This window comes from Mumia sp. ZJ1417, from assembly GCF_014127285.1.
Taxonomy (GTDB): domain Bacteria; phylum Actinomycetota; class Actinomycetes; order Propionibacteriales; family Nocardioidaceae; genus Mumia.
Genome location: NZ_CP059901.1, coordinates 3,832,020 through 3,858,005, shown reverse-complemented (window position 1 = coordinate 3,858,005; position 25,986 = coordinate 3,832,020). Strand labels below are relative to the sequence as shown.

Below are 25,986 nucleotides of genomic sequence, written 5' to 3'. Positions count from 1 at the left end.
TATGCAACATGTGTGCATCACCGGCCTCTGCCCTTCCACCCACCGTCCCCACCGCCCGTACCTCCGCGACCGAGCGCACGTACGCGGCGATCAAGCGCGCGATCCTCGTCGGCGACCTGCCGGGCGGGGACGAGCTCGGCGAGGTGGTGCTGGCAGAGCGGTTCGGCTGCTCGCGCACTCCGGTCCGCGAAGCGCTGCTGCGGCTGCAGGCGGAGGGGCTCGTGCGGATCTACCCGAAGAAGGGCGCGATCGTCCTCCCGGTCACGAGTGCCGAGGCCGGTTCGATGTGGGAGGCGCGTGCCCTGGTCGAGCAGTGGGCGGCGCCGCGGGCCTTCGCCGAGGGGGCGCGGGTCCGTCCCGCCATGGACGCGCAGGTGGAGGCGATGGAGGAGCACCGTGCCGACGACGACCTCGCCGCGTTCACGGAGTCTGACCGTCTGTTCCATGAGGTCGTCGTCGACGCCGCGGGCAACGCGCACCTGTCGCGCTTCTACCGGAGCCTGCGGGAGCGGCAGATGATGATCAACGCGACGGCGATGGGCCCCTCGCCGGCGCGGATGGATCGCGCGATCCGGGACCACCGTGAGCTGGCCATGCTCATCGCGGGGGACGACCTCGGCGCCTTCGTCGCGGCGAACGACCGGCACCTCGCGACGTCGCGGCACGCGGTCCAGGGCGACGCCAACGGCGACGCGGCGGTCGACGCGTGATCGCGACCGTCTCGCGACGTCTCGGCCTGCGGCGTGGCGCCTACGCGGTGTGGGTCGTGGCGCTGCTCGTCTACGTCCTCGCCGTCTTCCACCGGTCGTCGCTCGCGGTCGCGGGGCTCGACGCGACCGAGCGGTTCGGCATCGGCGCCGCGCAGCTCTCGACGTTCACCGTCCTGCAGCTCGTCGTCTATGCCGGGATGCAGATCCCTGTGGGGCTCGCGCTCGACCGGTTCGGCCCTCGCGCCGTGATCCTGACCGGTGTGCTGACGCTGAGCGTGGCGCAGGTCGGGTTCGCGTTCGCGACCTCGTACCCGGTGGCGCTCGCGGCCCGCATCGCAGTCGGTGCGGGCGACGCGATGGTGTTCGTGTGCGTGCTGCGCCTCGTGGCCAACTGGTTCGCTCCGCACAGGGTCCCGCTGATGACCCAGCTCACCGGGATCAGCGGGCAGGCCGGCATGATCCTCGCCGCAGTCCCGATGACCTGGGCGCTGCACCACGTCGGCTGGACTACCGCCTACCTCGTGACGGCAGCGGTCGGTCTGGTGCTCGCGTTCGCGCTGGTCGTCGTCGTGCATGACCGGCCGGGCATGCGTCGTCACCTCGGTCCGCCGCTGGAGGTGCGGGGACTCGGGCGCCGGGTCCGTGACGCGTGGGCCGACGACGGCACCCGGCTCGGCTTCTGGACGCACTTCTCGACGCAGTTCAGCGGCACCGTCCTCGGCATCCTCTGGGGCTACCCGTTCTTCGTGCGCGGCGAGCACGCCTCGCCGGCGTTCGCGGCGTTCCTGCTCACCCTGCTGACGCTGGCGACGATGGCCTCGGGCCCGTTCCTGGCGTGGCTCACCTCCCACCGGCCGTACCACCGCTCGTCCACGACGGTGGCGATCATCGCCGCGATCGCGTGCTCGTGGGCGGCGGTCCTGCTGTGGCCCGGCGACGCTCCGTACTGGCTGCTCGTCGTGATGGTGGTCGTCACGGCGGTCGGGGGACCGGCGTCGATGGTCGGGTTCGACTTCGTCCGCACCTTCGGCAGCGCCGAGCGGGCGGGGCTCGCGACCTCGCTGGTCAACACCGGCGGCTTCATCGCGTCGCTGTGCACGATGCTCGCGATCGGGGTGGTGCTCGACGTCCTGACGCCGGCCGGGACCGATGCCTACCCGTCGGACGCGTTCGGCTGGGCGATGGCCGTGCAGGCGGTGCCGTGGGCGCTCGGGATCACCATGATCCTGCGGCACCGCGGCGTGATGCGGCGCAAGCTCGCGGCGACGGCGCCCGAGATGCTGGAGGCGATGCGGCGCGGCGAGTCGGTCTCCGTCTGATCCCCCACCCGGGACGTCATACCGATTGCGGGTCGGGGACCACGAAACGTATGACGTCCGGAGCGGCGGCGGGAGGATCAGCCGACGCGCTTGACCAGCATCGCGACCTTCTTGCCGTTCGGATGGTCGAGGCGGCCGACCTCGGTGTAGCCGCGGGCGCGGTGGAACGCGAGCGACGGCTCGTTCGGTGGGTCGACATAGACCTCGAGTGCCACGAGCTCGCGGGCACGCGCCCGCTCCTCGAGCACGTTGTAGAGGAGGGTGCCGACGCCACGTCGCCGGAAGTCGGGGGCGACGACGACGCGGTCGAGGTACGCATAGTCCTGGGCGTCGTACTCGTCCTTGTACCACTGGTAGTTGATGCTGTCGTACGGCGTGCCGGGCGGCAGCGTCAGCGCGAACCCGGTGAGCACACCGTCCGCGTCGGTGCTCACGACCGACTGGTCGGCGTACCCGACGATCTCACGGAGCCTGTCGGCCGTCAGCGCCCCGACACCGTCGATCGCACTCTGGTTGAGGGCGAGGACCGCGTCGAGGTCGGAGTCTTCCATCCGTCGTACGAGCATGGCCGGAGCCTAACCGCCTCGCGGCGCCAGCGGGAGAGAAATACTCGGGAACACCGTCAGGTTGCGTCGAACGTCAAGCCCGCCGCGGCCTCGGACGCGGCCCACAGGTCGGCGGCGAGCTGCGGGTCACGCGCCGTCGAGGTCATCCCGACGAGCCGGGGCCGGCCGCGCAGCTGACGCGGTCCGGACGGCCCGACGTACGAGCCGCCGGGCAGGCCCGGCTCCGTCGCGGCGCGCTCCAGGGGCCAGGCGCCGGCGGCGGCCGACTGCGCGATCGCTCGGCTGACCTGGTGAACGAGGACGCGCTGGAAGGAACGCCCGCCGAGCTCGAACCCCGATCGATCGAGGTGGGTGAGGGCCCAGCCGGGATGGGCCGCGACGCTCGTGACGTCGATCCCCGCGGCCCGCACACGGCGGTCGAGCTCGCGCATGAACAGCAGGTTCGCGAGCTTGGACTGGTAGTACGCCGTCCACCGGCCGTACCGGCGCAGCTCGGCGTGCGGCTGCAGCGTCTTGAGGTCGATGCCGCGGGCGAATGAGTGCATCAACGACGACACCGACACGACGCGCGCGCGGCTCGCGACGAGCATCGGCCACAGGTGCGCGGTGAGCGCGAAGTGGCCGAGGTGGTTGGTGGCCATCTGGAGCTCGAAGCCCTGCGCGGAGGTGCGGCGCGGCGACGCCATGACGCCGGCGTTGTTGAGGAGGACGTCGATGGTACCGGCGTGCGCCATGATCTCCGCAGCGCCCTCGCGCACGGAGCCGAGGTCGGCCAGGTCGATGCGGACGGCTGTCGCGTCGAGGTCGTGGACGCCGTGGCGCAAGGCGGTCAGCGCCTCCTCGACCTTGGCGAGGTCACGGCCGGTGGCCACGATGCGGGCGCCGTGGTGGGCGAGCTGGTAGGCCGCCTCGGTGCCGAGGCCGCCGGTGACACCGGTGAGGACGACGGCCTTGCCTGTCAGGTCAGGGATGTCCTCGGTGCTCCAGGACGCGGCGTCGGCACCGCGCGCTGTGCCCCCGGGAGCGCCGCTTGCTCCGGCGGGATCTCCGCTCACGGCGTCACCGCGATCTCGGCGAGCAGGTCGCCGACGAGGGTGGAGTCGCCGGTCCAGGTCAGGCTCAGAGGCTGGAGGGCCTCGCGACCGGCGACGAGCGTGACGAACGTGTCGGCCGTCATCGTGATCCGGACGTCGGCATCGTCGCTCGCGCCGTCGTGGAGCCGGCCGCGCCCGTCGTCGCCGACCCCGACCGTGACCGTACGCGTGATCGGCGTGGTGAGCTCGAGGACCAGGCTGGTGCCCCGAGCGGCCTTGAGCTTCTTGGCGAGCACGTACGGGAGCGCAAGCAGGAACCCGCTCACGACCAGTACCGCCGCCTTGCCGTCGTACCCGCCCGCGACGCCGGCGGCGACCCGGATGTCCTGCTCGTGGACCCACATGTCGATCATCCGGTTGCGCAGCAGCACCTCGTTGCTCCAGCCGATGCCCCCGGGGGTGTCCTCGGCCGGTGCCCGTGGGTCTTCGGGCACGGTGGCGAGCACGTCGCGGCGTACGGCGACCGCGATACGCAGCTCGTCGAGGAGCTCGGCGGTCGACATGTCGTCGCGCTGACGGACTCCTGCCTCGGTGTAAGCGGCCTCGACCTCACTGCCCTCGGCGTGGAACTCGCTAGGGCCGCCCCGGCCGGTGTGCGAGAGCTCGGACTCGAGCGCAGCGAGGTGCGCGACCACGTCGCGGACCGTCCAGCCCGGGCACCCGGTGGGTGCGGCCCATGCCTCGGCGGGCAGGTTCGCGAGGAGGGCGAGCGTGCGCTCGGCCGACTCGGCCCAGGCGTCGACGTACAACGAGAGATCCATGCGCGGCAGCCTAGGGGACGCGGTGGTCCCCTGGCGCCCCTCCGCATGACAATAGAGAGGTGACGGACGGACTCAAGCCTCGCGTACGTGCTCCCGAGCTGCGGGGTCGCGGCTGGCTCGGCACCGGCGGTGAGCCCCTGACGTTGGCCGACCTACGAGGCCGCTTCGTGATCCTCGACTTCTGGACCTCCGGCTGCGTGAACTGCCTGCACGTCCTCGACGAGATGCGGCCGCTCGAGTCGACGTACGCCGATGCGCTGGTCGTCGTGAGCGTCCACTCACCGAAGTTCGCGCACGAGGCCGACGCCGACGCCCTCGCGGCCGCCGTCGCTCGCAACGGCATCACGCACCCCGTCCTCGACGACCCCGCGCTCACGACCTGGCAGGCGTACACCGCCCGCGCCTGGCCGACGCTCGTGCTGATCGACCCTGAGGGATACGTCATCGCCCAGTACGCGGGGGAGGGCCACGTGCACGCCATCGACGCGCTGCTCGCACGGCTCGTGCCGGAGTACGAGGCGCGCGGCACGCTCACCCGCGGCCGCTCGCCGTACGTCGCCCCCACGCCCGAGCCGGGGGACCTGCGCTTCCCCGCGTCCGTGATCCGGCTGCCGTCGGGCTCGCTGCTGGTCGCCGACGCCGGGAGCGGCAGCCTCGTCGAGCTCGCGGCAGACGCCACGACCGTGCTGCGCCGGTACGAAGGGTTCCGTGAGCCGAACGGCCTGCTCGTGCTCCCGGACGAGCTGCGTGACGTCCTCGGGTACGACGTCGTCGTCGCCGACACGGTGGCGCACCGGCTCCTGGGGCTGAACCTCGCCGACGGCGCCCTGCAGGTCCTCGCCGGCGACGGCCGTCAGTGGATGCAGGGCGACGGCACGGGCTCGCTCTCCTCTCCGTGGGACGTCGCGTGGTGGCGCGACCGCGTGTGGATCGCGATGGCGGGCATCCACCAGCTCTGGACGTACGACCCGATGTCCGGCGACGTCGAGATCGTCGCCGGGACGACCAACGAAGGCATGGTCGACGGCCCGCTCGCCGAGGCGTGGTTCGCGCAGCCCTCTCGCCTCGCACCCGACGGCGACACCTTCTGGCTCGCCGACCCCGAGACGAGCGCGTTGCGTCGGATCGTCGAGAACGGTGGCGCACTCGTCGCCGAGACGGTCATCGGCAAGGGGCTGTTCGACTTCGGGTTCGTCGACGGTCCTGCCGGCGACGCGCTCCTCCAGCACCCGCTCGGCCTCGCCGTGCTCCCGGACGGGTCGGTCGCGATCGCCGACACCTACAACGGTGCCGTCCGCCGCTACGACCCGGCGACCGGCGAGGTCAGCACGCTCGCGGCCGACCTCGCCGAGCCGTCCGGACTGCTCCTCGACGGCGCCGACCTGCTCGTCGTCGAGTCGGCCGCGCACCGCCTCACCCGTGTGCCGCTCGGCGCCTCGGCGCGGGCCACCGGCGCGAGCCACACCACCGGCCGCCCTGCGACCGAGGTGCGAAGCGGCGAGGTCGAGCTCGCGATCGCGTTCACGCCGCCTCCCGGACAGCACCTCGACGAGCGGTACGGTCCGGCGACCCGTCTCGTCGTTACCGCGACCCCGCCCGCGCTGCTGCGCGAGGGCGAGGGCCGCGGCACCGGCCTCGTACGACGCCTCGTCCTCGATCCGGCTGTCGGTGACGGTGTCCTCCACATCGCGGCGATGGCGGCCTCATGCGACGACGGCGACGAGATCGGTGCGGCGTGCCACGTCCACCAGCAGGACTGGGGAGTGCCGGTGCGCCTCACCGACGACGGCGCCGCCCGCATCGACCTCCCGCTCGGCGGGACGACCTAGGCCCGACGGACGGGACACCACCGCTCACCACGGGACCGTCCCCCCGGCATCGACGAAGGTGCCTGACGCGGCGTCCTCGGGGAGTGTGGCCGCCGCACCGATCACCTCGGCTGCGGCCTCGGTCGTCGTGGGTGCCTGCTCGCGGTTGCCGGGAGCGAGATCGGTCTGGACCCATCCGGGGCACACGGACGTGACCTTGATCGGTGTCTGCGCCAACGCCTTCGCCAGCGCGACCGTGACGTTGTTCAGGGCGGCCTTCGAGGCTTGGTACGCCGGCAGCACCATCGGGTAGTACGGCGACTCGGGATCGGACTGGTCGGTCAGCGATCCCATCGTGCTCGAGACGTTGACGATCCGGCCAGCCGCGCTCTTGCGCAGCAACGGCAAGAAGGCGGACGAGACCGCGACGGGCCCGAAGACGTTCGTGGCGAAGGTCTTCTCGAACATCGCGCGGTCCAGAATGCTCCCCGGTTCGGCCTCGGTCGCCTCGGGGAGGATGCCGGCGTTGTTGACCAGCACGTCGAGGTGCCCGAACTCCTCACCGATGTGGGCGGCCGCCGACCGGATCTGGGCTGGCTCGGTGACGTCCAAGGGGAGGCTGCTGGCGGAGTGTCCTTCCTCGACCAGGAGCTGCGCCGCCTCCTCGCCGTCCGCCGCGTTGCGCGACGCCACGATCACGTGGTGACCGTCCCTCGCGAGGCGGCGTGCAGCGGCGAACCCGATTCCTCTGTTGGCGCCGGTGATGAGTGCGATCTTCATGGGTGATGTCCTTCCGAGACGTGAGGGCCGCGGTCCTCGGCGGCCGCGGTGCGACCTCTATCCCAGCAGTGACGGGCCCCGCGAACTGGCGGGAAAAGGACGCCGCAGCACCGGCCTCAGACGGGCGCGTGCCGCTGCGCGCTCCGCCGCCGCAGGAACCACACGAGCAGCGCCGCGAACACGCCGAGGACCACGCCGCCGGTCCCGACCAAGAGCGCACCCACGGACAGGGCGAGCACGCCGAGCACCTGCGGCTGCTTGCCCGTACCCCACTGCGCGTCGGTCAGGCGCGCGTCCTCCGCGCCGCACGACAGTGTTGCCGGGGCACCTTCCCAGGTGCGCAGCGAGTCCTTCGCCGACAGGGCGACGAGGTGCCACCCCACGACCGACGCGGACTGGTTGCGCAGTGCGGGCACGTCGAGCGTGGGTCCGCCCTCCGGCGTCAGCGCGCAGGAGACACCGAGGTCGTCGCCGGTGCTGTCGGACGGCACGTCGGCCTTGACCCACACGGCGAACCGGTGGTCCGGCACCGTCAGCGCACCGTCCGCCGGCAGACGGGTCACCTCCGCGTCGCGGGCCACTCCCGCGGCTGCCAGACCGAGCAGCACGGCGCCCACGACACCGACCAGCGCGAGCGCCACCCCGACTCCGTACCACGCGCGCGACGGCATGCCCCGAGACTAGGCGGTCGGGGAGCGGCTGAGGGAACCCGGACGCCCGTGGTGGACTCTTCTGGGTGTGAGCATCCATGCAGGAGACCGCCTCGACCCGCGCGCCGACCACGGGACGTGGGCTCAGCTCCGTACGGGCAGCGAGGCGGCCTTCGGTGAGCTGTTCTCCCGGTACGGCGACGCCGTCTACAACTTCGCGTTCCGGCGCGTGGCGTGCTGGGCGACCGCCGACGACGTCACGCAGGCCACGTTCGTGGCGCTGTGGCGGCGGGCGAGCGAGGGCCGGGTCGAGGAGCTGCGAGGCGACTCGGCGCGGAGCGTGCTGCTCGCGATGGCGTCGCAGGAGTGCGCCAACGCACTGCGTGGACGGCGCCGGCTCGCCGCCCTGCGGCGCAAGGTGCCCGCCGAGGAGGTCGACCGCGACCACGCCGACGGGGTCGCGGCCGACGTCGACAGCGAGCGGCGGATGCGGGAGATCCGCGCGGTGGTCAACCACCTGCCGGCAGGCCAGAGGGCCGTCGTCGAGCTCGTCTGGTGGTCGGGTTGCTCGATGCAGGAGGCCGCCGACGCGCTCGGCGTGCCCGTCGGCACCGTGAAGTCCCGCCTCGCCCGCGCCCGCGCGCGACTCGGCGAGCAGTCCGTGATCGTGCGACGAGAGGAACTGGCATGAGGATCGACCTTCCGCCCGAGCGGACGCTTCCCGACAAGGACGAGCGGGCTGCGCGGATCGTCGCGACGGCATCTCGGGGCCGTCGTACCCGCGCACTCCGCTGGGCTGCCCCGATCGTCGCCTCCGTGGCCGCGGCGACCGTCATCGGCGTGAGCCTCGTGCTCGGGGGCGACGACCCGGCCGGTACGGGGGTCGCAGCACCCGAGCCCGAGGTCGCGGCAGCACCGACGGCAGCACCCGAGCCTGCGGAGCCCGACGTCGCACTGTGGCTGCGTGACCTCCCGCACGACGAGGCGGCAACCCTTGCGACCCAGTGCGGGACCGGGATGGGGAGCACCCGCTCGGTGTTCGAGGCGGGCGAGGTGCTGTCCGCGCAGGTGCATCGCGCACTGGTCGGTCGCGGTCCGGTGGCCGTCGTCATCGCCGAGGACACCGCGACCGGCGAGCGTCTCGGGTGCGAGATCGCCCTGCGCCCGAAGCGTGCCCCCGAGGTCCTCGGAGCGGCACTGATGGGTGGTCCGGGAAGCAAGTCCACCGTGAACAGCAACGACGCCACGCATCCGGCGATCCCGACCGACGGCCCGGGCGGATACTCGCTCGGCTACGCGGGCGGCACGTACCAGGTCGACGAGCGCGTCGCGTCGATGCGCCAGCGGTTCGTCGTCGACGGCGAGCCGGGTCCGTGGCACGTGGCCCCGGCCGTCGACGGATACGTCTATCTGCAGGCGAGGATCGCCGCGTCCGCGCTCGACGGCGTGGGGGCGCTGCACCTGGAGACGCAGGTGCTCGACGGGGACGGCGAACTCCTCGACGCGCCGGGCGAGCAGAAGCACGGGGGAGGGATCACCCGCAACCCCGGGACCACCCGTACGGACGATCGCAGCCGGGACCTCTGCAGCCTGCCGGCCTCCGGCGCCAGCTCCTCCACCTGCCTGGGCTGAGGCCTGGCCGTCAGACCGGTCGGCGACTAGTCTGAACCCATGACGGCGAACGCACACGAGATCGGCGCGTACGAGGCCAAGACACGCCTGTCCGCTCTTCTCGACCAGGTAGAGCACGGCGACACGGTCACGATCACCAAGCACGGTCGTCCGGTCGCCCGGCTCGTCCCGATCGGCGATGCCTCGTGGACCCCGATCGAGGTCGTCCTCGACGACCTTCGCCACCGCCGGGTGCCTGGCCGAGACGGTGACCTCTCGATCAGGGAGATGATCGACGAGGGTCGGGCCTAGGAGTGTTCGTCCTCGACGCCTCGGCCGCGCTTGGCCTGCTGTTCGATGATGAGGACGGTGAGGTGGCGGAGGTGGCGTTTCGGACCGGACAGCGGGCCGTCGTCCCGCCGCTGTTCCTCCAGGAGATCTCCAACGCCGTCGCTGTCGCGGTCCGACGGGGACGGCTGGCGCGAGACGACGCGCCCGAGGTTCTTGCGCGCCTCACGCGACTTCCGATCCACGTCTCGCCCGCGATCCCGCACGGCCAGGTGCTTCTCGAGCTCGCGCTCGCTCTCGAGATCTCCTCGTACGACGCGACCTACCTCGCACTCGCACTCGGTGAGGAGATCCCGCTCGTCACTGCCGACCAGGCGCTGTCGAGAGCCGCAGCCTCGCTCGACGTCTCGCTCACCCCTTGAGCGACAAAGGACCCGGCCGTTCCGACCATGGTGGTCGGAACGCCGGGTCCTTGTGTCGGGTCTTGCGTCAGATCAGAACGCGGCCTCGTCGAGGTCCATCACGTCGAGATCGACGGCCTCGGCGATCGCCTTCTCGGCGGCAAGCTTCGGGAGCACCTGGCGAGCGAAGAACTGCGCCGCGGCGACCTTGCCCTCGTAGAAGTGCTTGTCCGACGGCGAGACCTCACCGTCGAGCGCCTCGAGAGCGACCTCGGCCCCGCGCAGCAGCAGCCACGCGCAGACGACGTCGCCGAGTGCCATGAGGAGGCGGGTGGAGTTGAGCCCCACCTTGTAGACGTTCTTCGGGTCGCCACCGTCGGCCGGGTTCGCCGACATCATCTGACCGAAGACCGCGCCGAGGATGCCCTGGGCGTCCTCCAGCCCCTTGGCGAGCAGCTCGCGCTCGAGCTTGAGGCGGCCGTTGCCGGCCTCGGAGGCGATGAAGCCCTGGATCTCCTGAGCGACGTGCGCGATGGCCTGCCCCTGGTCCCGGACGATCTTGCGGAAGAAGAGGTCCTGACCCTGGATCGCCGTGGTGCCCTCGTACAGGGTGTCGATCTTGGCGTCGCGGACGTACTGCTCGATTGGGTATTCCTGGAGGAAGCCCGAGCCGCCGAAGGTCTGCAACGACTCGGTGCCCAGCAGGACCCAGGACCGCTCGGAGCCGTAGCCCTTGACGATCGGCAGCAGGAGGTCGTTGACGCGCTCGGCGAGCTTGTCCTCCTCGCCGTCGGCCTCGGCCTGCATGACGCGGTCCTGCCACGTCGCCGTGTAGATGACCAGCGAACGCAGCGCCTCGGAGTACGCCTTCTGCGTCATGAGCGAGCGACGCACGTCCGGGTGGTGCGTGATGGTCACGCGCGGGGCGTCCTTGGCAGGATCGAGCATGTCGGCGCCCTGGATGCGCTCCTTGGCGTACTCGAGTGCATTGAGGTAGCCAGTCGACAGCGTCGCGATGGCCTTCGTGCCGACCAGCATGCGCGCGTTCTCGATGACCTGGAACATCTGGGCGATGCCGTCGTGGACCTCGCCGAGCAGCCAGCCCTTGGCCGGTGCGCCGTTGCCGACCGACGGATCGCCGAAGGTGACCTCGCACGTCGTCGAGACCTTGATGCCCATCTTCTTCTCGACGTTGGTGACGTACGCACCGTTGCGGGTGCCGTCGAGCTCACCAGTCTCGAGGTCGAAGCCGTACTTCGGGACGACGAACAGCGAGAGACCCTTGGTGCCGGGGCCGCCGACGCCCTCGATGCCGACCGGGCGGGCGAGCACCAGGTGGATGATGTTCTCGCTCATGTCGTGCTCGGCCGAAGTGATGAAGCGCTTGACGCCCTCGATGTGCCAGGTGCCGTCCTCCTGGAGGTACGCCTTGGTGCGGCCGGCGCCTACGTCGGAGCCCGCATCGGGCTCGGTGAGGACCATCGTGGCGCCCCACTGACGGTCGACCATGTGCTGCGCGATCAACTTGTCCCGCTCGGTGCCGTTGCGGTAGACGATCGAGCCGAAGTTCGGGCCGGCCGAGTACATCCAGACCGCCGGGTTGGCGCCGAGCACCAGCTCCGCCGTGGACCAGACGAGCGAAGGCGGCGCGGGCTGGCCGCCGAGCTCGACGGGGAGCTGCAGGCGGAACCACTCCGAGTCCATCCACGTCTTGTAGCTCTTCGCGAAGCCGGCCGGCATCGTGACGGTGCAGGCCTCGGGGTCGTAGACCGGAGGCGTGCGGTCGGCCTCGGCGAACGACACGGCGAGGTCCTCGCGAGCCATCCGGTCGATCTCGCTCAGGATGCTCTTCGCGGTGACCATGTCGAGGTCCTCGAAGAGACCTGTACCGAGGACCTCGTCGCGGCCGAAGACCTCGAAGAGGTTGAACTCGATGTCGCGAAGGTTGCTCTTGTAGTGGCTCACGGCGACGTGTTCCTTCGTGGTTGGTGCTGCCTCGGGAGGCCAGCGCACTTACTAGTCGGTAACACCAGTGTCCTACTCGCCGGTAACCCACGCAAGCCCGGGGCGGCCAACCAGAGTTCTCGTACGGATCTGGGAGACTTCACGCATGCGGGTTTCCACCAAGTCCGACTACGCCCTTCGCGGCCTGATCGAGATCACCAGCCGCGATGACGCGGGTCCCGTCTCCGCCGAGGAGATCGGCCGACAGCAGGACATCCCGCACGGGTTCTTGCAGGCGATCCTCGCTGATCTGCGCCGGTCCGGGATCGTCGTGAGCCAGCGCGGCCAGTCCGGCGGCTGGCGCCTCGCCCGCCCGGCCGACAACATCACCGTCGCCGACGTGATCAGGGCGGTCGACGGCCCGCTCGTCAGTGTGTACGGCCTGCGGCCCGAGGCCGTCTCGTACAAGGGCGGCGCGGAGGTCCTCCAGCACGTGTGGATCGCCGCCCGTGCGAGCCTGCGCGACGTGTTCGAGTCGGTGACCATCCAGCATCTCGCCGACGGCATCCTCCCCGATGCGGTCGAGGCGCTCACGAAGGACGACGACGCCTGGCAGCCGCACTGACGCGTCGGCGTGGACGACGGGGCTCAGCCCTCGGGCGACACGCCGTCCTCGAGGGTGAGCGGGGGAGCGCTCACGCGCCCGCGTTCGCGTTCGAGCAGGATGCGGGTCACCAGGACAGATGACGTGATCAGCCCCAGCGCGAGGAGCGCGATCTGGAGCGGGATCGGGCGGAAGCCCAACAGGGCGAGCGCGCCGGACCACACCACGACCAACGCGGCGTAGGCAGCGAGGATTCGCAGCACGAGCACGGGGGACCTCCTCGGGGGAAGGGGTCCTCCCGAGCCTAGTAGTGCGCCTCTTCGCCCCGTACGGCGGGGCGGCTAGCGTTGCTTCCATGACGACGACCGCGAACCCCTGGCGCGAGGCGCTCAACGCACTCGGCAGCGCCTTCATGACCTCCACGATCATTCGCTCGGCGTCGAAGGAGGCGGGGATGCCGGGCTCGGCGCTCTACTTCCGCGGACGCGTCGGCATCCTGGGTGACGTCTCGACCCAGACGGCGTACGACGTCCAGGCGATCTTCTCCCGTCGTGTCGTCGACACGATCTGGGAGCGCAGCGCCGACGTCACCTCCGACAAGGCGGTCGAGCTCTACGTCGACGCCTGTCGGCGCTGGGGTCGGGAGAACCTCGGCGAGAACGCGGCGGCCACCCGCGCGGCGGAGCTGCTCGAGTGCGTGCTGGACGAGGCCGAGCTCGCGCCGATGCTGCTCGCGCAGGGCTGGCAGCGCGCGCCGCGTGCCGACGACGTCCCCGCGCGGCTGGCCCAGGCCGCCATGGCGGTACGCGAGATCCGCGGCGGGCTCTACTTCGCGGCGCTCGCGCTCGTGGGGCTCCCCGTGCACCGCGCGATGCTCGCGGACCCCGGGGCCGGGCCGGACCGGATGACGTCGCTCGGATGGAACGAGGAGGAGATCGACGAGGCGAAGACCCATCAGCGTCCTGGTGACGGTGCGCGCTGGCGAGACGCGGAGCGCGCGCTCGACGGCGCCTTCCTCGGTCTGCTCGGTGACGTGCTCGGCGAGGACCGGCTCAACGACCTCGGTGAGGCACTGCTTCGGGTCGAGCGGAGCGACAAGGGCTGAGCGAGTGCCACGGCGCTGACGCGCCGGCGCCCCTGCACCCACGTGGGTGCAGGGGCGCCGGTTTCTCCGAGGCCGGTCAGCGGATCAAGGCGTGACCGCTCCGCGTGGCCGTGCTCGGCGCGGAGAGCGCCTGCGCCTTGGCGGCCGCTGCCGCCTTGGCCTTGCGGCTGCCGTCGGGGAACAGTCCCGACCTCGACTTCGTCAGCGTCAGCGTGGCGTGCGCGGCGGCGTCGCCGAGTTCGTTGAGCGACTTCACGCTGAGGTTGGTGATGTCGTCGCAGGCCTGGTGGTAGCACGGGTCGTACGGCTCACCGGCCGTGCCGCCGTAGACCGCCGCCTGCTCCTCCGTCTTGATGCCCTCGGCGCCCGAGAAGAGGCCGCCGGCCGGGATGCCCGCCGCGATGAACGGCCCGTAGTCAGAGCGTCCGTCGAAGGCGGTCGGGTCGCTGGCCAGTCCCTTGCTGTCGAAGTAGTCCGTGAAGACGGTCTCGATGACGTCGGACCCAGGCGGTCCGACAGGGCCGCCGTCGGAGCCGTCGCCGTCGTACACGAACCGGACGTAGTTCGGCGAGCCGATCATGTCGAAGTTGAGGTTCGCGTAGATCTTCGACCGCTGCTGGTCGGTGAGCGAGGCGACGTAGTGCTCGGACCCGAGCAGGTTGGCCTCCTCTGCTCCCCAGAACGCGAAGCGCACCGGGCGGGCGAGCTTCTTGGTCAGCTTGAGCTTGGACATCTCCTGCGCGATCGTCAGGATGCCGGCCGTGCCGCTGCCGTTGTCGTTGATGCCCGCGCCGGCCGCGACCGAGTCGAGGTGTGCCCCGACCACGACGACCTGGTCCTTGTTCTTGATCTTCTTGAGGTTCTTCGCCGGGAGGTCCGCGATCACGTTCCAGGTGGTCCGGTTGGGATCGGTCTCGACCTCGGTCGAGACGTTCACGGTGACGGGACCGGCGGCGACCTGCCCGAGAAGGGCGACGGCGTCGTCGTACGACAGGCCCACGACCGGGACCGACTTCGGGTCACCGAGCGTGCCGATGGACAGCTCCGTACGGCCCGGGTTGCCCTCGTTGAAGATGATCACGGCGTCGTAGCCGGCGGCCACGGCGTTGTCGACTTTGTCGGCGAAGTCGCAGCCGCCGCGCTGGACGAGCGCGACCGAGGGCTCTGCCGGTGCGGCGGTGAAGTCGCCGGCGGCGCAGCCCGCGGTGCTGCTGGGCTCCGGGGTTGCAGGGACGACGTTGTTGGTGGCCGGGACCACGACTCCGGTGACGTCACCGCCGCCCGAGTAGTCGAAGATGTCCGTCGTGTAGTCGGTCGGTGTGGGTGACACCTGGGACAGGGTCGGGTCGGAGAGCGACCGGAAGAACGAGAACGTGAACGCTTGCTTCGTGACCGAGTAGCCCGATCGACGCAGCTGCTTGGCGACGTAGTCGACGGAGGCCTCGTAGCCCGGGAGTCCGGATGCGCGCGTTCCTTCGTTCTGGTTGGCGATGACCTGGAGCGCGCGCGCGTGCTTCAGGATGCCGTTGACGGTGACAGCTTTGCGGAGCTGGCTCGTGTTGACGTCGTCGATTGCCGCTGCGGGTGTCGCGGTGGTCACCAGGGTTGCGGCGACCACCGCTCCCAGGGCTCCGGTGAGTGTTTTGTTCACGTCGGACCTCCTCGTTGAGTCGGGTGTGACCCGCCCAACGTAGGTGAGACCTACGTCACATGCCCAGGGGTGATCGTGAAATTTGTGCGTACTCGCGAGGACGGTGTGACAACGACGAAGGCCCCGGACCATCGGTCCGGGGCCTTCGTGCGGGAGAGCGGGCGACGGGAATCGAACCCGCACTATCAGCTTGGGAAGCTGATGTTCTGCCATTGAACTACGCCCGCGATGCGTTGCCGCCGAGGCGACGCGGACCACTCTATACGACCTTGTCAGCCCACCGTCACGTGGACGTGGTCGTAATGGTTGGCCGTCGATGAGCCGCGATCCTCCATGGATCGCCAGCCCTCTGAGGCGCGCTGCGTGGTCCAGATCTGCTGGGCCCAGAGCACCTCGGTGACGCCGAGGCGCGAGGCGTTGGCACGGACGTAGTCGGCGATCTGGTCGCCCGTCGCACCGCTCACCATGATGTCGAGGGCGCGTCCGCTGCCGTGCTCGCCGCCGTCGCCCGAGCGGACGCCTCCGTACGACGTGACGCTGGGGAACTCGGCGCACACCGCGCGGTGGACCTTGATCGCGTTGGACGTGAGACCGCTCTCGACGGACGAGCCGCTCGCGCAGGGCTTGCCGGAGACCGACGTGCTCGGCGAGTCGGACTCGCTGCCGTCGGCGGACTCCCCGTCCTCCTCGGGCTCGGCGGTCGCCTCAGCGACGCCGGCGACCAGGCCCGCGCGTGCCTGAGGGAGGGCCTGGCGCTCGCTGGAGCGGCTGACCGCGACCTCGCGGCGCTCGGCGATGTGCTGCTCGAGGCTCGGGGGCGACGCGAGCACGTGGGTCTGGCCTGCGTCTGTCGTCCCGCCGACACTCGCCGCGGTCGTCGTGACCACCTGCGGGGCGGACGCGGCGACGGTGGCGACCCCCGCGATCAGGAGGCCGGCCAGGGTCGCGGGCCGACGACGGGTGGAGCGCAGCGGCAGCGCCTCGAGGCGTGCCTGCGGGGTCTCGCGTGCCGCCGTCTTGGGGGGACGGGTCCTGGACGACGTGCGGGTGACCAGGAGCTTGCGTGGCGCGCGGTGTGCCTTCCTGCGGCCGGGGGTAGCCACAAGATTCACCTTCCGTGGACTGCAGGGGGACCACGGAAGTGAAGCACATCCTCCCCGGCCGAGCCAAGGGGTCCTGCACAGGCTGGTCCGGGAGAAGCCGGTTCAGGAGGGTCCGAAAGCCGCACCGCTTGCCCCCGGTCATCGGCCATTTCAGACCGTGGCGATGAGTCGAATGGCACAGTTTGTCCGAGATGTCCACGACCGTACGAAAGGGTCGGGATCACGTCGGGCGGCCTTGCAGCGCGGGTCGCTTCGGGCCCTGCGCTACGGTCGGTCTGTGCTGCTCTCCGACCGCGACATCCGTACCGAGCTCGACAACGGACGGATCGAGCTCGATCCCTACGACGACGCGATGATGCAGCCGTCGAGCATCGACGTCCGTCTCGACAAGTTCTTCCGCGTCTTCGAGAACCACCGTTACCCGCACATCGACCCCGCCGAGGACCAGTCTGACCTCACCAAGGAGGTCACCGCAGCCGACGGGGCGCCGTTCATCCTGCATCCCGGCGAGTTCGTCCTCGGGTCGACCTACGAGCGCGTCGCGCTGCCGGTCGACGTGGCGGCGCGGGTCGAGGGCAAGTCGTCTCTCGGACGCCTCGGCCTGCTCACGCATGCGACCGCCGGGTTCGTCGATCCTGGGTTCAACGGCCACGTGACCCTCGAGCTCGCGAACGTCGCGACGCTCCCGATCAAGCTCTACCCGGGCATGAAGATCGGCCAGCTCTGCTTCTTCCGGCTCTCGTCGCCGGCCGAGCACCCGTACGGATCGGAGAAGTACGGCTCGCGCTACCAGGGCCAGCGCGGTCCGACCCCGTCGCGCTCGTACGCGAATTTTCACCGCACGCAGATCTGAGGTCAGACTGGGAGGATGCAGATCCTTCCTGAGGTCGCCGACGCCATCGCTGCCGGTCGACCCGTCGTCGCGCTCGAGTCCACGATCATCTCGCACGGACTCCCGCGCCCCCGAAACCTCCAGGCCGCTCGTGACTTCGAGCAGATCCTCCGCGACCGCGACGTCGTCCCCGCCACGATCGCGGTCGTCGATGGCGAACCGCGTGTGGGGCTGGACGAGAAGGCGCTGGAGAAGATCGCGCTCGACGAGTCCGTGGTGAAGGTCAGCGTCCGGGATCTCCCCGTGGCGATAGCGACCGGCGCGTCCGGCGCGACCACGGTGGCGGCCACGGCCTACCTGGCTGCGCAGGCGGGCATCCGGGTCTTCTCCACCGGCGGCCTCGGGGGAGTGCACCGCGGGGCCAGCACGACGTTCGACGAGTCGGCCGACCTCACCGTGCTCGCGCACACCCCGATCACCGTCGTCTCGGCGGGAGTGAAGTCGATCCTCGACATCCCCGCGACGCTCGAGCGGCTCGAGACGCTCAGCGTGACCGTCGTCGGCTACGGGACGGACCAGTTCCCGAGCTTCTGGCTGACGGAGTCCGGGGAGACCCTCGACTGGGCCGTCCCCGACGCGGGGGGTGTGGCCGCGGTGATGGCGGCCAACGACGCCCTCGGCCGCAGCAGCGCCGTCCTCGTCGCCAACCCGCTGCCGTACGACAAGCAGCTCGATCCACAGGTGCACCACGACGCGTTGGCCCAGGCGCTCGCCGAGGCCGAGCGGGACGCGATCACCGGCAAGGACGTCAGCCCGTACCTCCTCGCACGCATCGTCGAGCTCACCAGCGGCTCGAGCCTCGAGGTCAACCTCGACATCGCGGCCAACAACATCGCGGTGGGCGCCGAGATCGCGCGGGCCTGGAGCGCTCGCTAGCGTCACCGCCCCGTACGCACGAGACCGGTGACACCTCCCCTGCAGGTGTCACCGGTCTCGATGGTGCGAGCCGTACGGTCACGGGTTCACCGGGTGGCGGTGAGGTCCCGGGTGGGCGTACGGCGGTTGTCGTCGAGCAGGTCTGCCGTGTGGCGCAGCGTTGTGGCAAGCCGGACGCGCCAGGCGTGGCGCGGCTCGGAGTGACGCCGTTGCCGCTGCTCGAGCGTGCGGTAGAACTCGTCCTCGCGCATGCGCTCGAGGAGGAGATGGGTGTGTTCGGTCATAGCGAGTGCCCTCGTCATCGGGTCGTGCGTGTGTCCGCGCGCAGACGCGTGCGGCGGACGGAAGTGAGGCAGACCTCAAAGAGGTCGTGGGTCACCGCTGGGTGGAGCGGTGCGCGATGCGGCTGGCGGGCCAGGAGTCACATCGGACGAGCCGGGGTCGTCGTCCCTCGGGGATCGACGTCCACCGTGTCGGCGAACCGGCGCAGAGCGTCGGCCGCGCGTCCGCGCCAGGAGGCGTGGTCGATGGTGTCGGCTCCCCTGCGTCCGTGCAGTCGGCGCAGCCGGGCCTCGCGCTGACGCGCAAGGATCTCGTGGGTGTAGTCGTCCATCTCTAGCCCCCCTTTCGGCACTCGTTCTTGTGCGACTGCACAGAGCCTAGGGGGAGGGCCGCCTCCTCCGCATCCGATTATTCGGCGGTACCGTTCCGTGCATGGCGCGCATCCTCGTGGTCGGTGACGTGGTCGACGACCTCATCGTCCGTCCGCTCACCGCCGTCACCCCGGCGAGCGACACTCCTGCCGTGATCCGCCGCCGCGACGGTGGATCCGCGGCCAACGTCTCGGCCTGGCTCGGCTGGCAGGGCGCCGACGTCATGTTCGTCGGCAGGGCGGGCCATGACGGCGCGGAGCGGCACACCGAGGCGCTGGCGCGCTTCGACGTCCAGGCGCGCATCGCCGCGGACGGGGAGCAAGACACCGCGACGATCGTGATCACGCTCGACGCGGTCGGTGAGCGGACCATGTACGTCGACCGCGGCGCCAACAGCGCCCTCACGACCAAGGACGTGCCGCTGTCGGCGTGGAAGGACGTGCGCTGGCTCCACCTGACCGGCTACACGTTCTTCGACCCGGTGACCCGTCCGGTCGCGCAGGAGCTGGTCGCCCGTGCTCGGGACCGCGGGGTGACGGTGTCTCTGGACCCGGGCTCGGTCGCGTTCCTGCGCGAGGCGGGGGTGGAGGAGTTCGCGCGGTGGACGTCAGGCGTCGACGTCGTGCTGCCCAACCTCGACGAGCTGCGGTGCATGACCGGGGAGGACGAGCCCGACCGTGCGGTGCTGGAGCTGTCCCGTTGGTATCCGACGGTCGTCGCGACGCTCGGTGCGTCGGGATCGGTGCAGATGACGCCCGACGGCTTCCTCGTACGGCAGCGTGCCGAGGTCGCCGAGGTCGAAGACCTCACCGGTGCCGGCGACGCGTTCGCCGCGGGGTTCATCGCCGCGAGTGCGGACGGCCTCGAACCGCAGCAGGCGCTGCGTCGGGGTGCCGAGGCGGCCGCGATCGCGGTGTCCCGTACGGGCGCGCGCCCTGTCCTCGGCGAGGTCAGGTCCGCGCTCTAGGGCGGGGATCGGTTCGGGGTCGGGTCAGGGCCGTACCGGGGTCATTCCCTGATGTCGGGGGCGATCAGGCCCGGGCACGGTGGTCTCATGGATACCTCAGGCATCCGGGCGGCGATCGTATGATCCGCGCCCAGGCACTCACCAAGACGTTCGGAGACAAGACCGCTGTCGATGCGATCGACTTCACGGTCAAGCCCGGCAAGGTCACCGGATTCCTCGGGCCCAACGGCGCTGGCAAGTCGACCACCATGCGGATGATCCTCGGCCTCGATGCCCCGACGGCGGGCTCGGTGACGGTTAACGGCCACCGACACCTGACGTCGCGCGCGCCGCTGCGCTCGATCGGTGCGCTCGTCGAGGCCCAGGGGTTCCATCCGGGACGCTCGGCCCGCGACCACCTGCGCTGGCTCGCGGCGAGCAACGGCATCCCCGCCGCCCGCGTCGGTGAGGTGCTCGAGCTCGTCGGGCTCGAGAACGTCGCCGGCCAGCGTGCCGGTCGTTACTCGCTCGGCATGGGCCAGCGGCTCGGCATCGCCGCCGCCCTCATCGGGGATCCCCCGGTCGTCGTGCTCGACGAGCCTGTCAACGGCCTGGACCCGGAGGGCATCCGTTGGGTGCGCTCGCTCGCGCGCCGCCTGGCCGACGAGGGAAGGACCGTGTTCATCTCGAGCCACCTCATGGCGGAGATGGCGCTCACCGCGGACCACCTCCTGGTCATCGGGCGGGGCCAGATCCTCGCCGACTGCTCGACGGAGGACTTCATCGCGAGGCACGCCACCTCGTACGTGCGGGTCAAGTCGCCCGCACGTGCCGAGGTCGGTGCGCTGCTCGAGCGTGCGGGAGCCGACGTCGCCGCGGTCGACGACGCGCTCCACGTCCAGGGGATCGACGCCGCAGCGATCGGCGACCTCGTCCACGCGCAGGGGCTGGCCCTGCACGAGCTGGCACTGGTCCGGTCCTCGCTGGAGGACGCGTTCATGACCCTCACCGCCTCTCACGTCGAGTACGCGTCGAAGACCCGCGAGGAGGTGGCGGCATGAGCACGGCAGCGACCACGGCCGTGGCGGTGGCCACGGAGGACACAGTGGCCCGTCAGGGCTTCCCCCAGGTGCTGAACGCCGAGTGGATCAAGCTGCGCTCGGTCCGCTCGACGTGGTGGACGATCGCCGCGCTGGTCGGTCTCGGCGCAGGACTCACGATCGTGATGTGCTGGGGCAACGCCGACTGGCTCGCCAGCGCGGACGCCGACGAGTCGCCCGGTGCCTTCATCACCTGGGGCATGATGATCGCGCAGATCACGGCCATCGTGCTCGGGGTGCTCGCGGTGACGAGCGAGTACGGCACGGGGATGATCCGGGCGACGTTCGCCGCGGTCCCGCGACGGGGGCGCGTCCTGGCCGCGAAGTCGCTGCTGGTCGCGGGTCTTCTGTTCGTGGTGGGCACGGCGACGGCTCTGATCGGCTACTTCGGGGGCAACTACTTCCTCGACCGTGAGGGCATCGGCATGGCGCTCGAGGGTGACGTGCTGCGGTCGATGTACGGCAGCGGTCTCTACATGGCCGGCCTCGGCCTGCTTGCGGTCGCCGTCGGGACGCTGCTGCGGCACACGGCGGCGGCGATCACGATCACCATCGCCGTCTGTTTCGTGGTGAGCAACATGGTCGCGCTGATCCCTGGCGACTTCGGCCTGTTCCTCGAGCGTGTCATGCCGGGCAACGCCGGAGCGGTGATCGCGACGCCGGTGTCGTTCAACCCGAACCTGCTGGACCCGTGGCCGAGCTTCGCGATCTTCGCCGGTCAGATCGCGGTGCTGATGACGCTGGCCGCGGTCTCGCTGCGCCGACGCGACGCCTGAGCCTGGCCCGGTGACAAAGATGAGGGGTTCCGCCCAGCAGATGGGCGGAACCCCTCATCGTTCGTGCACGCGTTGCGCGGGCCGTGAAGGAGATCAGGCCTTCGGGTGACCGTGGCCCTCGTCGTCGACGTGGACGTTGGACTCCTCGGCGATCGCCGCGTTCTCGGCAGCCGTGCCGGCCTGGGGCGCGTCGAGCTCCTCACCCCGCCCCTCGGGGCGCTCCAGCACCGCGGTCGCGGTCGCGGCCATCCCGGCATCGGCGGCAGTCGCGTCCGGGCCTGGCTCGGTCGCCGCTGCGGCATCCGAGCCGCGCTTGACGCCGGCGAGCAACAGTTGCGCGACGTCGAGGACCTCGACCTCCTCGCGGGCGTCACCGTCGGCCTGCTTGGCCGTCAGGCCGTCGGCGAGCATCACCCGGCAGAATGGGCAACCGACCGCGATCTGGTCGGCCCCAGTGTCGATGGCCTCCTGGGTGCGGTTGAGGTTGATGCGCTCGCCGAGCGTCTCCTCCATCCACATCCGGGCGCCGCCGGCACCGCAGCAGAACGAGCGCTCGGAGTTGCGCGGCATCTCCTTGAACTCGGCGTTCGGGATGACGCTGAGCAGCTCGCGCGGCGCCTCGTACACCTGGTTGTGGCGGCCGAGGAAGCACGGGTCGTGGTAGGTGATCGTCTTGCCGCCCACGGCGCCCGCGGTCGGCGCCACCGGAGTCAGCCTGCCCTCGCGCACGAGGCGGTTGAGCAGCTGCGTGTGGTGGACGACCTCGAGCTCGACGCCGAACTCGGCGTACTCGTTCTTGAGCGTGTTGAAGCAGTGCGCACAGGTCGAGACGACCTTCTTGACCTTGGTCTCCTTGAAGACCTCGGCGTTCTGCATGGCGAGCTGGGCGAAGACGATCTCGTTGCCCGCCCGGCGCGCCGGGTCACCGGTGCAGGTCTCGCCGTCGCCGAGCACCGCGAAGGTCACGCCCGCGGTGTCGAGCAGCTCGGCGACCGCTTGCGTCGTCTTCTTGGCGCGGTCCTCGTACGCGCCGGCGCAGCCGACCCAGAACAGCCAGTCGACCTCGTCGAGGTCCTCGACGTCGACACCGACCTGCTTGACCTCGAAGTCGAGGTCCTTCGCCCAGTCCATGCGGTTCTTGGGCGACATGCCCCAAGGGTTCCCCTTGCGCTCGAGGCCCTTGAAGATGTTGTTGAGCTCGGTGGGGAAGTTGGACTCGACGAGCACCTGGTAGCGGCGCATGTCGACGATGTGGTCGACGTGCTCGATGTCGACCGGGCACTGCTGGACGCACGCGCCGCAGTTGGTGCACGACCACAGGACGTCGGGGTCGATCACGCCGTACATCGACTCGTCGCCGATCAGTGGGCGCTCGCCCTCCTTGACGACCTCTTCGGGCAGACCCTCGCGGCCGTCCTCGCCGGCGAGGACGTACGGGGACTTCGCGTACGCGTGCTCGCGCAGGCCCATCATGAGCAGCTTGGGCGACAGCGGCTTGTCGGTGTTCCAGGCGGGGCACTGGCTCTGGCAGCGGCCACACTCGGTGCACGTCGTGAAGTCGAGGATGCCCTTCCAGGAGAAGTCCTCGACCGCGCCGACGCCGAGCTTGTTGAAGTCCTCCTCCTCGAGGTCCTCCATCTTCTCGAGGTCGAGCGGCTCGCCCTTGATGTAGATCGGCTGCAGCGCGCCCAGTGCCGTACGGCCCGAGGACTCGCGCTTGAACCAGATGTTGAACCACGCGGTGAAACGGTGCCAGGCGACGCCCATCGTGATGTTGAGCGAGATCGTGATGAGCCAGGTCATCGAGATGACGATCTTGACCATCGCGACGGCGTAGATGGTCGTCTCGAGGGCGCTGGCCGACATGCCGGAGAAGATCTCGCCGAGCCAGAACGTGCCGGGGAATTGCACGAACGTCGCGTCGGAGGGGGCGTCGTGCGAGAACAGCGCGTACTCGAGGCCGCGCAGCAGGAAGCCGCAGACCACCACGGCAAGGATCACGGCCTCGACGAAGTACGCCTGCCAGAACGTCGAGCCGAAGAAGCGCGACTTGCGTCCGAGCGCGTTGGGCTTGTTGCGCTGCCGGACGAAGATCAGATAGAGGATGCCGATCAGCGTCAGCCAGGAGAACAGGTCGGCGACCCACTGGTAGACGACCCAGTGCCCGATGATCGGAAGCACGGCGTGGGCGTCGAAGACCTGGAAGTAGGCCGCGGCGACCATCGAGCTCAGCAGGATGAAGCCCGCGAACACGAACCAGTGCATGATGCCGATCCAGTGCCACTGGAGCATCCGGGTGTGGCCGATGGTCTCGACCAACATGTTCTTCCAGCGCGCGCCCTTGTCGTCGGTGCGCGTGCCAGGCGTGGGCCCACCCATCCGTACGACGCGCACCATCTGCGTGACCGCCTTGGCGGCGAGCGCGACGGCGACGGCGGTGATGGCCAGCGACACGATGATCGCGACGACCTGCATGCTCTTCTCCTGCCGAGAGATCTCCAGTCAAGCGAACTTTAGCCCGAGGTGATGGCGCTCCTACGGGTGAGGCTATCCAAACACTACCCGTCGGTAACATCTTGTGTCTCCCTGGCGGGGAGGGTCACGTGAGCGGGCGCTCCTCTTTGGCCGGTACGAGCGGTGCCGCGACGACCGGGAACAGTGCGACCAGGGCGAACATCACGGGGAACCCGGCCGCTGTCGCCACGGCTCCGAGGACCGGAGGTACGGCGGCCGCCGCGAGGTACTGGCCGGTGTTCTGGACGCCGAGCGCACGACCCGACCAGTACGGGCCGGCCCGCTCGGCGATGGCCGTGAACGCGAGCCCGTTGTCGGCGACCGTCACCACCGTCGCGACGACCAGCAGCGCGACGGCGACGGCATCCCAGCCGAGCCGGTCGGTCACCGCCAGCCCTGCCATCGTGACGGCAGCCGCGACCGCGACCCAGCGCATCGGACGCAGGCGGCTGGCGACGAGGTCGGAGACCTGTCCGGCGCCGATCCGGCCCAGTGCGCCGAGGAGCTGGGTCGCGGCGACCAGGCCGCCCGCCGCGCCCGGTGACCAGCCGAGGTCGCCGACGAGCCAGACGAGCGCGAACGTCCAGACCGTGAACTGGGGGACGACCAGCAGCATCGAGGCGAGGTGGATGCGGGGGAGATACGGGCTCGTGTACGGGTGGCTGAGGTGGCCGGACGCCTGGGCGGTCGCACGGCTCGGACGGGGCGGGTCGGTGACGGCCGTGGCGCACGCGACGCCCGCGATCGCGGCGGCGGCGACGGGGACCCACAAGGCAGCGCCGAGCCCGGCGCCGGCCGCGAGCGGAGCCATTGTCGCGGCAGCGAGCCCGACACCGAGCGGCTGCGCCATCTGACGGATCCCCATTGCGAGGCCACGGCGGTGCGCGGGGAACCACCCCGCGACCACGCGACCCGATGCCGCCGAGGTGCTCGCCGCGAGCATCCCGGCGACGAGGAGCGCCAGGCACAGCGGGACGAGGCGATCGGCGACGACGACCGCGACCGCACCTGCCGCCGCGGTGCCGAGGGTGCCGCCGACGAGGACGACGCGCTCCCCGTACCGGTCGGCGATCGCGCCCCACGCGACCAGCGTGAGCATCGTCCCGACAAGCGGCATCGCGGCGACGGCCCCGGCGGTGGTGAGCGAGTGTTCGCGGTCCTGGAGTGCGGGGATGAGGAACGCGACGCCGTGAGCGAAGCAGGCGCCCGCCGCCTGGGCGAAGGTGGCGACGCCGAGCATCAGCCAGTGGCGTGCCGTGATCCGGGACGGCGCGGCTGCAGGCGCATCCATATGTTGAGACTCCGATCTCACGATATGGAAATCGTACGGCGTGTGCTGCTCGCGTAGAGTGGGGGCGGCCGTGAGGCCCCGGACGAGGGTGACGTACCCGGTGAAGCGAAGACGTCGCGACCGACTCGTCCGCGATCAAGGAGCTCGCCATGTCATGGCTCGTCCTCATCATCTCCGGCATCCTCGAAGCCGTCTGGGCCACCGCGCTCGGACGCTCCGACGGCCTCACCCGAGTCGTCCCCACCGTCGTCTTCGGCATCACCGTCGTGCTCAGCATGGTCGGTCTCGCCTACGCGATGCGCAGCCTCCCGACCGGGACCGCGTACGCCGTGTGGGTGGGCATCGGCGCCTCCCTCACCGTGGCGTACGCGATGGTGACGGGCGCCGAGCCCGTCTCCGCGCTGCGCGTCCTCTTCCTCGCGATGATCATCGGAGGGGTCGTCGGCCTGAAGGTCGTGCACTGAGGTCTCGACAGGCTCGACCGGCGGCGGGCGGGTCTCGACAGGCTCGACCGGCGGGAGTGGGTCTCGACCGGCGGGGGCG

Annotated in this window: 28 protein-coding genes, 1 tRNA gene and 1 riboswitch; of the genes, 15 read left to right on the top strand and 14 right to left on the bottom strand. The window is 70.5% G+C overall.

Going from position 1 to position 25,986, the window contains the following annotated elements; translation table 11 throughout:
• Nucleotides 1-8 precede the first annotated feature (8 nt).
• Nucleotides 9-710 carry a GntR family transcriptional regulator gene (locus tag H4N58_RS18675; RefSeq protein WP_167251262.1) on the top strand — a complete coding sequence of 234 codons (702 nt, stop codon included), beginning with the start codon at nucleotides 9-11 and terminating at the stop codon, nucleotides 708-710.
• The gene (locus tag H4N58_RS18670; protein ID WP_243845133.1) at nucleotides 707-2,029 is read left to right on the top strand and encodes a nitrate/nitrite transporter; all 1,323 of its coding nucleotides are present in this window, start codon (nucleotides 707-709) and stop codon (nucleotides 2,027-2,029) included. Before H4N58_RS18675 ends, H4N58_RS18670 begins: the two co-directional genes overlap by 4 nt.
• A 77-nt stretch (nucleotides 2,030-2,106) precedes the next feature.
• On the opposite strand, the gene H4N58_RS18665 is transcribed toward H4N58_RS18670, so the two are convergent.
• The 3 genes from H4N58_RS18665 to H4N58_RS18655 are packed head-to-tail and all read right to left on the bottom strand — an operon-like array spanning nucleotide 2,107 to nucleotide 4,450.
• Nucleotides 2,107-2,595, bottom strand: a complete 489-nt coding sequence (locus tag H4N58_RS18665) for a GNAT family N-acetyltransferase (RefSeq protein WP_167006760.1) — start codon at nucleotides 2,593-2,595, stop codon at nucleotides 2,107-2,109.
• Between the two features lie 56 nt (nucleotides 2,596-2,651).
• Nucleotides 2,652-3,650 (bottom strand): oxidoreductase, encoded by a 999-nt coding sequence (locus H4N58_RS18660; protein WP_167251264.1) that lies wholly within the window; start codon nucleotides 3,648-3,650, stop codon nucleotides 2,652-2,654.
• Nucleotides 3,647-4,450, bottom strand: coding sequence for a maleylpyruvate isomerase family mycothiol-dependent enzyme (locus H4N58_RS18655; RefSeq protein WP_167006754.1), 804 nt, complete (start codon nucleotides 4,448-4,450; stop codon nucleotides 3,647-3,649). The genes H4N58_RS18660 and H4N58_RS18655 overlap by 4 nt, the downstream gene beginning before the upstream one ends.
• A gap of 59 nt (nucleotides 4,451-4,509) precedes the next feature.
• Between H4N58_RS18655 and H4N58_RS18650 the strand changes: the two genes are divergently transcribed.
• Nucleotides 4,510-6,279: a thioredoxin-like domain-containing protein gene (locus H4N58_RS18650; RefSeq protein ID WP_167251266.1), complete on the top strand. Its 1,770-nt coding sequence runs from the start codon at nucleotides 4,510-4,512 to the stop codon at nucleotides 6,277-6,279.
• 24 nt (nucleotides 6,280-6,303) lie between these two features.
• Here the strand turns inward: H4N58_RS18650 and H4N58_RS18645 are convergent, their stop codons facing one another.
• Both H4N58_RS18645 and H4N58_RS18640 read right to left on the bottom strand, forming a co-directional pair.
• Nucleotides 6,304-7,038, bottom strand: a complete 735-nt coding sequence (locus H4N58_RS18645; RefSeq protein WP_167251268.1) for an SDR family oxidoreductase — start codon at nucleotides 7,036-7,038, stop codon at nucleotides 6,304-6,306.
• A 116-nt stretch (nucleotides 7,039-7,154) separates the two neighbouring features.
• On the bottom strand, nucleotides 7,155-7,709 hold the full coding sequence (locus H4N58_RS18640) for a hypothetical protein (protein WP_167251270.1): 555 nt from the start codon (nucleotides 7,707-7,709) through the stop codon (nucleotides 7,155-7,157).
• A gap of 67 nt (nucleotides 7,710-7,776) precedes the next feature.
• Between H4N58_RS18640 and H4N58_RS18635 the strand changes: the two genes are divergently transcribed.
• Genes H4N58_RS18635 through H4N58_RS18620 form a run of 4 tightly spaced genes read left to right on the top strand, consistent with a single transcriptional unit; the run spans nucleotide 7,777 to nucleotide 10,009 of the window.
• Nucleotides 7,777-8,379 carry an RNA polymerase sigma factor gene (locus tag H4N58_RS18635; RefSeq protein ID WP_243845134.1) on the top strand — a complete coding sequence of 201 codons (603 nt, stop codon included), beginning with the start codon at nucleotides 7,777-7,779 and terminating at the stop codon, nucleotides 8,377-8,379.
• A complete protein-coding gene (locus tag H4N58_RS18630; RefSeq protein WP_167251272.1) occupies nucleotides 8,376-9,320 on the top strand; it encodes a hypothetical protein in 945 nt (314 codons plus the stop codon). The genes H4N58_RS18635 and H4N58_RS18630 overlap by 4 nt, the downstream gene beginning before the upstream one ends.
• Nucleotides 9,321-9,359: 39 nt before the next feature.
• The gene (locus H4N58_RS18625) at nucleotides 9,360-9,611 is read left to right on the top strand and encodes a type II toxin-antitoxin system Phd/YefM family antitoxin (RefSeq protein WP_167006740.1); all 252 of its coding nucleotides are present in this window, start codon (nucleotides 9,360-9,362) and stop codon (nucleotides 9,609-9,611) included.
• A gap of 2 nt (nucleotides 9,612-9,613) precedes the next feature.
• Nucleotides 9,614-10,009: a type II toxin-antitoxin system VapC family toxin gene (locus tag H4N58_RS18620; protein WP_167251274.1), complete on the top strand. Its 396-nt coding sequence runs from the start codon at nucleotides 9,614-9,616 to the stop codon at nucleotides 10,007-10,009.
• Nucleotides 10,010-10,081: 72 nt separating this feature from the next.
• Here H4N58_RS18620 and H4N58_RS18615 read toward each other — a convergent pair whose 3' ends face one another.
• Nucleotides 10,082-11,953 carry an acyl-CoA dehydrogenase gene (locus H4N58_RS18615; RefSeq protein WP_167251276.1) on the bottom strand — a complete coding sequence of 624 codons (1,872 nt, stop codon included), beginning with the start codon at nucleotides 11,951-11,953 and terminating at the stop codon, nucleotides 10,082-10,084.
• 145 nt (nucleotides 11,954-12,098) lie between these two features.
• On the opposite strand from H4N58_RS18615, the gene H4N58_RS18610 reads away from it, so the two are divergent.
• Nucleotides 12,099-12,557 (top strand): Rrf2 family transcriptional regulator, encoded by a 459-nt coding sequence (locus tag H4N58_RS18610; protein WP_167251278.1) that lies wholly within the window; start codon nucleotides 12,099-12,101, stop codon nucleotides 12,555-12,557.
• A gap of 23 nt (nucleotides 12,558-12,580) precedes the next feature.
• Here the strand turns inward: H4N58_RS18610 and H4N58_RS18605 are convergent, their stop codons facing one another.
• On the bottom strand, nucleotides 12,581-12,805 hold the full coding sequence (locus H4N58_RS18605; RefSeq protein ID WP_167251280.1) for a hypothetical protein: 225 nt from the start codon (nucleotides 12,803-12,805) through the stop codon (nucleotides 12,581-12,583).
• Between the two features lie 86 nt (nucleotides 12,806-12,891).
• Here H4N58_RS18605 and H4N58_RS18600 point away from each other — a divergent pair, with 86 nt between their 5' ends.
• The gene (locus H4N58_RS18600; RefSeq protein WP_167251282.1) at nucleotides 12,892-13,641 is read left to right on the top strand and encodes a hypothetical protein; all 750 of its coding nucleotides are present in this window, start codon (nucleotides 12,892-12,894) and stop codon (nucleotides 13,639-13,641) included.
• Between the two features lie 76 nt (nucleotides 13,642-13,717).
• On the opposite strand, the gene H4N58_RS18595 is transcribed toward H4N58_RS18600, so the two are convergent.
• The 3 genes from H4N58_RS18595 to H4N58_RS18585 all read right to left on the bottom strand — a co-directional run bounded on the left by H4N58_RS18595 (nucleotide 13,718) and on the right by H4N58_RS18585 (nucleotide 16,395).
• Entirely contained in the window at nucleotides 13,718-15,292 is a 1,575-nt protein-coding gene (locus tag H4N58_RS18595) for a M28 family peptidase (RefSeq protein ID WP_167251284.1), read from the bottom strand.
• Nucleotides 15,293-15,448: 156 nt separating this feature from the next.
• Nucleotides 15,449-15,519, bottom strand: a tRNA-Gly gene (locus H4N58_RS18590).
• Between the two features lie 45 nt (nucleotides 15,520-15,564).
• Nucleotides 15,565-16,395: an SH3 domain-containing protein gene (locus tag H4N58_RS18585; protein WP_182397114.1), complete on the bottom strand. Its 831-nt coding sequence runs from the start codon at nucleotides 16,393-16,395 to the stop codon at nucleotides 15,565-15,567.
• A 277-nt stretch (nucleotides 16,396-16,672) separates the two neighbouring features.
• Here H4N58_RS18585 and dcd point away from each other — a divergent pair, with 277 nt between their 5' ends.
• Both dcd and H4N58_RS18575 read left to right on the top strand, forming a co-directional pair.
• Nucleotides 16,673-17,248, top strand: coding sequence for a dCTP deaminase (gene dcd, locus H4N58_RS18580; protein WP_167006718.1), 576 nt, complete (start codon nucleotides 16,673-16,675; stop codon nucleotides 17,246-17,248).
• A gap of 15 nt (nucleotides 17,249-17,263) precedes the next feature.
• On the top strand, nucleotides 17,264-18,163 hold the full coding sequence (locus tag H4N58_RS18575) for a pseudouridine-5'-phosphate glycosidase (protein ID WP_167006715.1): 900 nt from the start codon (nucleotides 17,264-17,266) through the stop codon (nucleotides 18,161-18,163).
• Nucleotides 18,164-18,249: 86 nt separating this feature from the next.
• On the opposite strand, the gene H4N58_RS18570 is transcribed toward H4N58_RS18575, so the two are convergent.
• The gene (locus H4N58_RS18570) at nucleotides 18,250-18,447 is read right to left on the bottom strand and encodes a hypothetical protein (protein ID WP_167006712.1); all 198 of its coding nucleotides are present in this window, start codon (nucleotides 18,445-18,447) and stop codon (nucleotides 18,250-18,252) included.
• A 137-nt stretch (nucleotides 18,448-18,584) separates the two neighbouring features.
• The gene (locus H4N58_RS18565) at nucleotides 18,585-18,776 is read right to left on the bottom strand and encodes a hypothetical protein (protein ID WP_167251286.1); all 192 of its coding nucleotides are present in this window, start codon (nucleotides 18,774-18,776) and stop codon (nucleotides 18,585-18,587) included.
• A 101-nt stretch (nucleotides 18,777-18,877) separates the two neighbouring features.
• On the opposite strand from H4N58_RS18565, the gene H4N58_RS18560 reads away from it, so the two are divergent.
• From H4N58_RS18560 to H4N58_RS18550, 3 genes are all read left to right on the top strand, one after another.
• Entirely contained in the window at nucleotides 18,878-19,783 is a 906-nt protein-coding gene (locus H4N58_RS18560; RefSeq protein ID WP_167251288.1) for a carbohydrate kinase family protein, read from the top strand.
• A gap of 119 nt (nucleotides 19,784-19,902) precedes the next feature.
• Nucleotides 19,903-20,823 (top strand): ABC transporter ATP-binding protein, encoded by a 921-nt coding sequence (locus H4N58_RS18555; protein ID WP_167006703.1) that lies wholly within the window; start codon nucleotides 19,903-19,905, stop codon nucleotides 20,821-20,823.
• Nucleotides 20,820-21,638: an ABC transporter permease gene (locus tag H4N58_RS18550; RefSeq protein ID WP_167251290.1), complete on the top strand. Its 819-nt coding sequence runs from the start codon at nucleotides 20,820-20,822 to the stop codon at nucleotides 21,636-21,638. Before H4N58_RS18555 ends, H4N58_RS18550 begins: the two co-directional genes overlap by 4 nt.
• 93 nt (nucleotides 21,639-21,731) lie before the next feature.
• Here the strand turns inward: H4N58_RS18550 and H4N58_RS18545 are convergent, their stop codons facing one another.
• Entirely contained in the window at nucleotides 21,732-24,113 is a 2,382-nt protein-coding gene (locus tag H4N58_RS18545; protein WP_167251292.1) for a (Fe-S)-binding protein, read from the bottom strand.
• Between the two features lie 124 nt (nucleotides 24,114-24,237).
• Nucleotides 24,238-25,443, bottom strand: a complete 1,206-nt coding sequence (locus H4N58_RS18540) for an MFS transporter (RefSeq protein WP_182397113.1) — start codon at nucleotides 25,441-25,443, stop codon at nucleotides 24,238-24,240.
• 61 nt (nucleotides 25,444-25,504) lie between these two features.
• Nucleotides 25,505-25,564, top strand: a riboswitch (guanidine-III (ykkC-III) riboswitch).
• Nucleotides 25,565-25,592: 28 nt separating this feature from the next.
• On the opposite strand from H4N58_RS18540, the gene H4N58_RS18535 reads away from it, so the two are divergent.
• Nucleotides 25,593-25,907, top strand: a complete 315-nt coding sequence (locus H4N58_RS18535) for a multidrug efflux SMR transporter (protein WP_167006698.1) — start codon at nucleotides 25,593-25,595, stop codon at nucleotides 25,905-25,907.
• Nucleotides 25,908-25,986: the final 79 nt, after the last annotated feature.

Coding starts and splice junctions, on each gene's coding strand:
- H4N58_RS18645 (WP_167251268.1), bottom strand. CDS start 7,038: ATGAAGATCGCACTCATCACCGGCGCCAACAGAGGAATCGGGTTCGCC.
- H4N58_RS18675 (WP_167251262.1), top strand. CDS start 9: ATGTGTGCATCACCGGCCTCTGCCCTTCCACCCACCGTCCCCACCGCC.
- H4N58_RS18550 (WP_167251290.1), top strand. CDS start 20,820: ATGAGCACGGCAGCGACCACGGCCGTGGCGGTGGCCACGGAGGACACA.
- H4N58_RS18630 (WP_167251272.1), top strand. CDS start 8,376: ATGAGGATCGACCTTCCGCCCGAGCGGACGCTTCCCGACAAGGACGAG.
- H4N58_RS18600 (WP_167251282.1), top strand. CDS start 12,892: ATGACGACGACCGCGAACCCCTGGCGCGAGGCGCTCAACGCACTCGGC.
- H4N58_RS18560 (WP_167251288.1), top strand. CDS start 18,878: ATGGCGCGCATCCTCGTGGTCGGTGACGTGGTCGACGACCTCATCGTC.
- H4N58_RS18640 (WP_167251270.1), bottom strand. CDS start 7,709: ATGCCGTCGCGCGCGTGGTACGGAGTCGGGGTGGCGCTCGCGCTGGTC.
- H4N58_RS18665 (WP_167006760.1), bottom strand. CDS start 2,595: ATGCTCGTACGACGGATGGAAGACTCCGACCTCGACGCGGTCCTCGCC.
- H4N58_RS18610 (WP_167251278.1), top strand. CDS start 12,099: ATGCGGGTTTCCACCAAGTCCGACTACGCCCTTCGCGGCCTGATCGAG.
- H4N58_RS18545 (WP_167251292.1), bottom strand. CDS start 24,113: ATGCAGGTCGTCGCGATCATCGTGTCGCTGGCCATCACCGCCGTCGCC.
- H4N58_RS18565 (WP_167251286.1), bottom strand. CDS start 18,776: ATGGACGACTACACCCACGAGATCCTTGCGCGTCAGCGCGAGGCCCGG.
- H4N58_RS18575 (WP_167006715.1), top strand. CDS start 17,264: ATGCAGATCCTTCCTGAGGTCGCCGACGCCATCGCTGCCGGTCGACCC.
- H4N58_RS18655 (WP_167006754.1), bottom strand. CDS start 4,450: ATGGATCTCTCGTTGTACGTCGACGCCTGGGCCGAGTCGGCCGAGCGC.
- H4N58_RS18540 (WP_182397113.1), bottom strand. CDS start 25,443: ATGGATGCGCCTGCAGCCGCGCCGTCCCGGATCACGGCACGCCACTGG.
- H4N58_RS18555 (WP_167006703.1), top strand. CDS start 19,903: ATGATCCGCGCCCAGGCACTCACCAAGACGTTCGGAGACAAGACCGCT.
- H4N58_RS18570 (WP_167006712.1), bottom strand. CDS start 18,447: ATGACCGAACACACCCATCTCCTCCTCGAGCGCATGCGCGAGGACGAG.
- H4N58_RS18535 (WP_167006698.1), top strand. CDS start 25,593: ATGTCATGGCTCGTCCTCATCATCTCCGGCATCCTCGAAGCCGTCTGG.
- H4N58_RS18625 (WP_167006740.1), top strand. CDS start 9,360: ATGACGGCGAACGCACACGAGATCGGCGCGTACGAGGCCAAGACACGC.